The organism is Gluconobacter sp. P1D12_c (assembly GCF_018812105.1).
Taxonomy (GTDB): domain Bacteria; phylum Pseudomonadota; class Alphaproteobacteria; order Acetobacterales; family Acetobacteraceae; genus Gluconobacter; species Gluconobacter oxydans_A.
Genome location: NZ_JACSIQ010000125.1, coordinates 1 through 667, shown reverse-complemented (window position 1 = coordinate 667; position 667 = coordinate 1). Strand labels below are relative to the sequence as shown.

Sequence of the window (667 nt, the reverse complement as noted above, 5' to 3'; positions counted from 1 at the left end):
GGAGGCGTATTTGGGGTCACGACACGAAAGTGTATTTTACGTACGCTTAGGGTGAACACCTACAGAACCGCCAGCATTGGGGTTCAAGCGACAAGCAGGGATGCAGGCACCCGAAGCGGACGTAACGCGCCCGCTTCGGGCTGCTCATCGACATTCCAGCGATAGTCCCCTGTCAGAGAGATATGCTCCCAGCCGAGGGGTGCAATATGCCGCGCCAGGTCATCGGAAATGCCGAGCGTTGCGATGGCAGACTGAAGATAGCGCGTATTCCATAGGATAACCGCTGCCACCAGCAGGTTTAAACCTGACGCTCGATAAGCCTGATTTTCAAAACGCCGATCCCGCAGTTCACCAAGCTGGTTGAAGAAGAGCGCCCGAGCCAGCGCATTCCGGGCTTCTCCCTTGTTGAGCCCTGCCTGGGTTCGCCTGCGCAAATCCAGATCCTGTATCCAGTCGAGCATGAAAACCGACCGCTCGATCCGGCCAACTTCACGCAAGGCCACAGCCAGACCATTCTGACGGGGATAAGATCCGAGCTTCCGCAGCATGGCCGAGGCCGTCACGGTTCCACTCCGAATGGATGTGACCAGACGCAGCAGGTCGTCCCAGTKGGCCGCAACATGATCGGTATTGATCGGGTCACCGGCCATTCCACTCAGGAGATCAC

Annotated in this window: 1 protein-coding gene; it reads right to left on the bottom strand. The window is 57.8% G+C overall.

From position 1 onward, the window contains the following. Positions 1-83 precede the first annotated feature (83 nt). Positions 84-667 (bottom strand): Tn3 family transposase (locus KP705_RS15905; protein ID WP_215764933.1); only part of this gene is annotated, 584 nt, incomplete at its 5' end.